General features: G+C 68.9%; 4 protein-coding genes. 1 reads left to right on the top strand and 3 read right to left on the bottom strand.

The window, feature by feature from the left end; genetic code table 11:
* Window positions 1-520: phosphatidylcholine synthase (locus V7050_RS17130; protein ID WP_324410897.1), on the top strand; the 520-nt coding region annotated here is incomplete at its 5' end.
* Between the two features lie 240 nt (window positions 521-760).
* Here the strand turns inward: V7050_RS17130 and ileS are convergent.
* From ileS to V7050_RS17115, 3 genes are all read right to left on the bottom strand, one after another.
* The gene (gene ileS, locus V7050_RS17125) at window positions 761-3,754 is read right to left on the bottom strand and encodes an isoleucine--tRNA ligase (RefSeq protein WP_324365511.1); all 2,994 of its coding nucleotides are present in this window, start codon (window positions 3,752-3,754) and stop codon (window positions 761-763) included.
* Window positions 3,755-4,201: 447 nt separating this feature from the next.
* Window positions 4,202-4,912 (bottom strand): glutathione S-transferase N-terminal domain-containing protein, encoded by a 711-nt coding sequence (locus V7050_RS17120; protein WP_324365510.1) that lies wholly within the window; start codon window positions 4,910-4,912, stop codon window positions 4,202-4,204.
* Between the two features lie 54 nt (window positions 4,913-4,966).
* The gene (locus tag V7050_RS17115) at window positions 4,967-5,965 is read right to left on the bottom strand and encodes an alpha/beta hydrolase (protein ID WP_324365509.1); all 999 of its coding nucleotides are present in this window, start codon (window positions 5,963-5,965) and stop codon (window positions 4,967-4,969) included.
* Window positions 5,966-6,078: the final 113 nt, after the last annotated feature.

The following is a 6,078-nucleotide window of genomic DNA, read 5'->3' as shown; positions in this document are numbered from 1 at the left end:
CTCGAACTGGGACGGCGTGGTGCTCGATCTGGTGATCGACTACCTGACCTATGTCTTCATCCCGGCCTATGCCCTGATCTATTCCGATCTGCTGCCCTCGCCCTGGGGCCTCGTGGCGGCCCTGCTGATCGCGCTCACCGGCGTGGTCTATTTCGCCGATGTGCGCATGAAGTCGGCGGACAATTGCTTCGTCGGCTTTCCCGCGGTCTGGCAGATGCCGCTCCTGGTCTTCCTGACCTTCTCGCCGCCGGTCTGGCTGACCTCGGCGACGATCGTGGTGCTGGCGCTCGCCCAGTTCACCTGGCTCAAGTTCGTCCATCCCGTGCGCACCGAGCGCTGGCGCGCGGCGACCCTGCCGGTGACGCTGCTCTGGGTGGTCCTCGGCGGCTGGTCGGTCTGGGCCGAGTTCGAGCCGCCGCTGGCGGTCAAGCTCGGGCTGCTCGCGACGAGCCTCTGGCTGCTCTTCGTGGGCATCGTGATGCAGGCCCGGCCGGTACGGCAGACCGTCATCGCCGAATAGCCGGGCTTCGGGGATCGCGCGGGCGCGGTCTTCGGACCGGCGCTCGTCTTCCCGTGGCGCCGCCAAATGCCCCCGCGGGTTGCCAATTGCCGGCGAGGTCGCTCCCTGGGCGCCCAGGCTCGCGCGGCGCGGCCCGATCGACACCGGTCGATCGGGCTGGAACCCCTCGGGCGCGGACGGAACGAGTGGCGAGGGCGAAGGTCGTTGGGATCGGCCGGTCTTACCCGGCCGGCCGTCGTGTCAGCCGAGCGCCTCGTCGCAGCGCTCGCAGACCTGGGCATGGCGGTGGCTCCCGACATCGGGAAGGATGCGCCAGCAGCGGGCGCATTTGTCGCCTTCCGCCGGCGCAAAGATCACGGCGATCCCCGGCACGTCGTCGAGCGTGAAGGCCCCGGCGGGCGCCTCCGCATCGCTCAGGCGGAGATCGGAGACGATGCAGATGTCGGCAAAGGGCACGCCGGCGAGCAGGGCGCGAATGTCGCCATCCGCGACATGGACCAGCGGTGCGGCTTCGAGGCTCGCGCCGATCCGCTTCTCGCGCCGTTCCACCTCGAGCGCGCCGGTCACGACCCGCCGCGCCCGGCGGATCACCTCCCATTTCGCGGCGAGAGCCGGATCGCGCCATGTGGCGGGGGTTGCGGGGAAGTCCATCAGATGCACCGAGCTCCGGTCGCCCGGGAAGCGCTCGAGCCAGACCTCTTCCATGGTGAAGACGAGGATCGGCGCCAGCCAGGTGGTCAGTCTACGGTGCAGCAGGTCGAGCACCGTGCGCGCCGCGCGGCGGCGCGGGCTGGCGGCCGCGTCGCAATAGAGCGCGTCCTTGCGGATGTCGAAATAGACCGAGGAGAGATCGACGGTGCAGAACTGGAAGAGATGGTGGAAGACGTGCTGGAAGTCGTAGGCGGCATAGCCCGCCCGCACGATTCCGTCGAGCTCGGCCAGCCGGTGCAGGACCCAGCGCTCGAGTTCCGGCATCGCGTCGGGCTCGAGGCGCTCGGCCTCGTCGAAGCCTTCGAGCGCCCCGAGCAGGAAGCGCATCGTGTTGCGAAGCCGCCGGTAGGCATCCGCCGAGCCCTTGAGGATCTCCGGCCCGATGCGCTGGTCGGCGGTATAATCCGCCTGTGCCACCCAGAGCCGCAGGATGTCGGCGCCGTATTGCCGCACCACGTCCTCGGGCGCCACGGTATTGCCCAGGGACTTGGACATCTTCATGCCGCGCTCGTCGAGCGTGAAGCCGTGGGTCAGCACGCCCTCGTAGGGCGCGCGGCCCATGGTGCCGCAGGCCTGGAGCATCGAGGAATGGAACCAGCCGCGATGCTGGTCGGTGCCTTCGAGATAGAGGCTCGCCGGCCAGAGCCCGTCCGCCCGGTCGCGCAGGACGAAGGCATGCGTCGAGCCGGAATCGAACCAGACGTCGAGGATGTCGGTGACCTTCTCCCATTCCGCCGGATCGTGGTCGTTGCCGAGGAAGCGCGCCGCCGCGTCCTCGCGGAACCAGGCGTCGGCGCCCTCGGCACGGAAGGTCTCGGCGATGCGGGCGTTCACCGCCGCGTCGCGCAGGATCTCGACCCCGCCGTCGGCCTGCCGCTTCACGAAGCAGGTCAGCGGCACGCCCCAGGCGCGCTGGCGCGACAGCACCCAGTCGGGCCGGACCTCGATCATCGAATAGAGGCGGTTGCGCCCGCTCTGCGGCGTCCAGGTCACCAGCCGGTCGATCGAGGTCAGCGCCCGCTCGCGGATCGTGGTGCCGAATTCGTCCATGCCGTCCTCGAGGGGCTTGTCGATGGCGACGAACCATTGCGGCGTGTTGCGGTAGATCACCGGCGCCTTGGAGCGCCAGGAATGCGGGTAGGAATGTGTCAGCCTTCCGCGGGCGATCAGGGCGCCGGCCGCGGCGAGGGCCTCGATGACCCGCGGGTTCGCGTCCTTCTCCTTGCCCTTGTGATCGAAGATCAGCGCGCCCCCGAAGAGCGGCAGGTCTGCGCGGAAGCTCGAATCCTCCAGCACGTTGTAGGTCATGGGCAGGCCGTGCTTCACCCCGAGCGCGTAGTCGTCGGCACCATGCGAGGGTGCTGTGTGAACGAAGCCGGTGCCGGAATCGTCGGTGACGTGACCGCCGAGCAGCATTGGCACGTCGAAGTCCCATTCTCCGTTTGCAGCCAGCGCACCGCGGAGCGGGTGCGCGAGCGTGACCTGCTCTAGCTCCTGAAGACCGGAGGGAACGTCTCGCACGCGCTCGTATTGCGCTCGTGCCGCTTTGAAGACCTCGGGCGCAAGCTTGTCGGCAAGCAGGTACAGATCACCCGACTTGGCCCAGTTCGCAGGTGGGACATCCAGTACGCGGTACAAGCCGTATGAGATGTCGTAGCCAAAGGCCACCGCTCGATTGGAAGGAATGGTCCACGGTGTGGTCGTCCAGATAATCACATTGGCTTGCTCAAGCAACTCGTTGAGCTCCGTCTGCTCCTTGAGAAGCTTGTGGAGCTCCTTATTTCCTTCTTCGAAGCTCTCCCCCTCCGCAACAGCCCGGCTCAAGGCGATGTTCGACTTTACGACCGGGAACTTCACCCAGATCGTGTGGCTCTGGTGGTCGCGGTATTCCACCTCGGCCTCGGCGAGCGCGGTCTTCTCCACCGGCGACCACATCACCGGCTTGGAGCCGAGATAGAGCGAGCCGTTCATCACGAACTTCATGAATTCCTCGGCGATCACCGCCTCGGCGTCGAAGGCCATGGTGAGATACGGATCGGCCCAGTTGCCGCTGACGCCGAGCCGCTTGAACTCCTCGCGCTGGATGTCCACCCAGGATTCCGCGAAGCGGCGGCATTCGGCGCGCAGCTCGTTCACCGGCACCTCGTCCTTGTTCCGGCCCTTGGCGCGGTACTGCTCCTCGATCTTCCATTCGATCGGCAGGCCGTGGCAGTCCCAGCCCGGCACGTAGCGGCTGTCCTTGCCCATCATCTGCTGCGAGCGCACGACGAAATCCTTGAGGATCTTGTTCAGGGCATGCCCGATGTGGAGATGCCCGTTGGCATAGGGCGGCCCGTCGTGGAGCACGAAGGCCTCCCGGCCCGCCCCGGTCTCGCGCAGCCGGTCGTAGACGCCGATGCGCTCCCAGCGGGCCAGCCATTCCGGTTCGCGCTGCGGCAGGCCGGCGCGCATGGGAAAGGCGGTCTTCGGCAGGAAGAGCGTGTCCTTGTAATCGGGCAGGTCGGTCGTCGTCTCGGCGCACATCGGGCGGGCCTTCCGTCAGGTCGAATGGGAATGTCTCGTGGCGCGGGCCATCGGTCTCCGGCGGCTCCGTGCGGTCAGAGCGCCGGGGCGGTAATTCGGATGGGGATGCCGATCTGCCTGAACATGGCAGGGGGTATAGACCCCGGTCCGGCGCGCTTCAATTGGCTTTTCCCCTGCCGGGGCGTGGCGGGAGGAAGCGACGGCCGGTTGTCTTTCCGCCGGCGCCGCTTCCGCGGCGGCATGCCGGGGAGAAGGCCGCGCCCCGCGCGGCCCGCGGAGCATGCCGCGGACCGAAAGGGCGAGGCGCCGGTGGCGCGTCGCCCGGTCCGGTCGCCCGGAGGCGCGCGCCGCCGGGCGAGGGATGTCGGGTTTCACCGCCGGCTTAGATCGGGGCGGATCGGTCCCGGCGCGCCGCCCGGGGGGCGAAGCCCGTTTCGGGCGGTGGCGTCACTCGGCCGCGGTCTGGCCGAAGAGGGTCCTCTGCGCCGCGCGGTCCGTGGTGATCTCCCGGCGCCGCTCGGCGCCGAGGGCGCGGCCGGCGCTCACGGCGGGGCGGGCCTCGAGACGGTCGAACCAGGCCTTCATGTGCGGGAAGCGGTCGAGATCCTGCTCCTGCCGCTGCCAGCGGCTCGCCCAGGGCCAGATCGCCATGTCGGCGATGGAATAGGGGCCGGCGACGAAGTCGCGCTCCGCGAGCCGATGATCCAGCACCCGGTAGAGGCGGCCGACCTCGTTGCGGTAGCGGTCCTTGGCATAGGGCAGGTCGTGGGGCGGATCCATGGCGGGGGCGTAGCGCAGGAAATGGTGGGCCTGTCCGGCCATGGGGCCGACATTGCCGACCTGCCAGAAGAGCCACTGGTCGACCTCGATCCGCTCGCGTTCGCTGGCGCCAAAGAAACGGCCGGTCTTGCGGGCGAGATAGCTCAGGATCGCGCCGGATTCGAAGATCGCGACCGGCGCGCCGTCCGGGCCGTCGGGATCGACGATGGCGGGAATGCGGCCGTTGGGCGAGATGCGCCGGAAATCGGCGTCGAACTGCTCGCCGGCGTTGATGTCGACGAAATGCAGGCGGAAGGGCAGGTCCATCTCCAGAAGGGCGATGGAGATCTTCCAGCCGTTCGGGGTCGGCCAGTAGTAAAGCTCGATGGGGTCGCTCATGCCGTTATCGTGCCGCTGCCTGCATGCGCCGACATGGCCCTTTGCGGCGCGGTGTCAAGCGCGGCCCGGTTCCTGCCCGATCTCGATGCTGCCGGAGGGAAGCCCGAGCCGCGGGCGGAGCCGGCTCCAGCGCGGCTCCTGGCCGGCGAAGCAGGGCGCGGCGCGCAGGCTGGCGAAATCCCAGCCGGGGCGCCGCCGCAGGATCGCCTGGTAGAGGTCGAAGGCGCCGCGGCGGGTGTAGAAGCTCCAGTGGCAGAGACGCGCGTCCCAGGGCGTGAGCGGGATGCCGCGCTGTCGGGCCCAGGCGGCCACGTCGGCGCGGTCGATCTGGAGGTCGAGCCAGCAGGGGCTCTGGACCCCGAGACCGAGGCCGATCGCGCGGTCGCGCCAGCTCCGGCGCGGCGCGAAGCTCTCGAACATCGCGTCATAGACGTCGTTCGCCCGCGCCGTGACGTTGAAGACATGCGGCGGGCGCGGGCAGCGCAGCGCCTCGAGGAACTCGAGCGCGCGGGCGTCGTATTCCGCGGCGCCGAGAAGGATCACCTTGCCCGGCGCGATGTCGAGGAAGGGCAGGGCGGCGAGCGCGACCCGGGCTCCGAGCGAATGCGCCAGCAGGTCGACCACGCGCCCGGGCGCGATCGCCTGGATGCGCGCGACGAGTTCCGCGAGCTTCTCGCCATAGGCGGGCGCCCGGTCGTAGACCTCGGCGAAGCCGGTGCGTCCGCGGCGCAGGAGGCTGCCCAGATGCGAGGCTCTCGCCGGCCAGGCGAAGCCGATGCAGAGGCCCGAGGCGGTGTCGGTGCGGCCGAACCCGAGGCCCGTCGGCCAGCTGCGGATCTTGCGGCTGCTGTTGTCGGCGCTGAAGGAGAAGAGCGAGCCGTGCGGGTTGGTGACGGGATGCGCGGGGTCGAACTTGTAGCCGTGGATCAGGATCAGAATCGGCGCGGCGGGGGGAAGGCTTTCGAGGCTTGCCCCGAGCGCCACCTCCAGATCGCGGTCATCGTCCACGGGGACGAGCCCGCCTTCCGATGCCGTTATTCCGAGGTAGGCCATTCGAACTTCCAAATCCGCTTGATTGCCATAATGTTACCGCAGGAACATTAACGGCCCGGGGCAAAAGGGTGAAAGCAGCGTGACAACGGGGCGCCGGCGGCATTGACCGATGC

It is taken from the genome of Amaricoccus sp., assembly GCF_036846665.1.
In the GTDB taxonomy this organism is placed as follows: Bacteria; Pseudomonadota; Alphaproteobacteria; order Rhodobacterales; family Rhodobacteraceae; genus Amaricoccus.
Note: the sequence above shows the minus strand (reverse complement) of the source record. Positions and strands in the feature narration are given on the sequence as shown.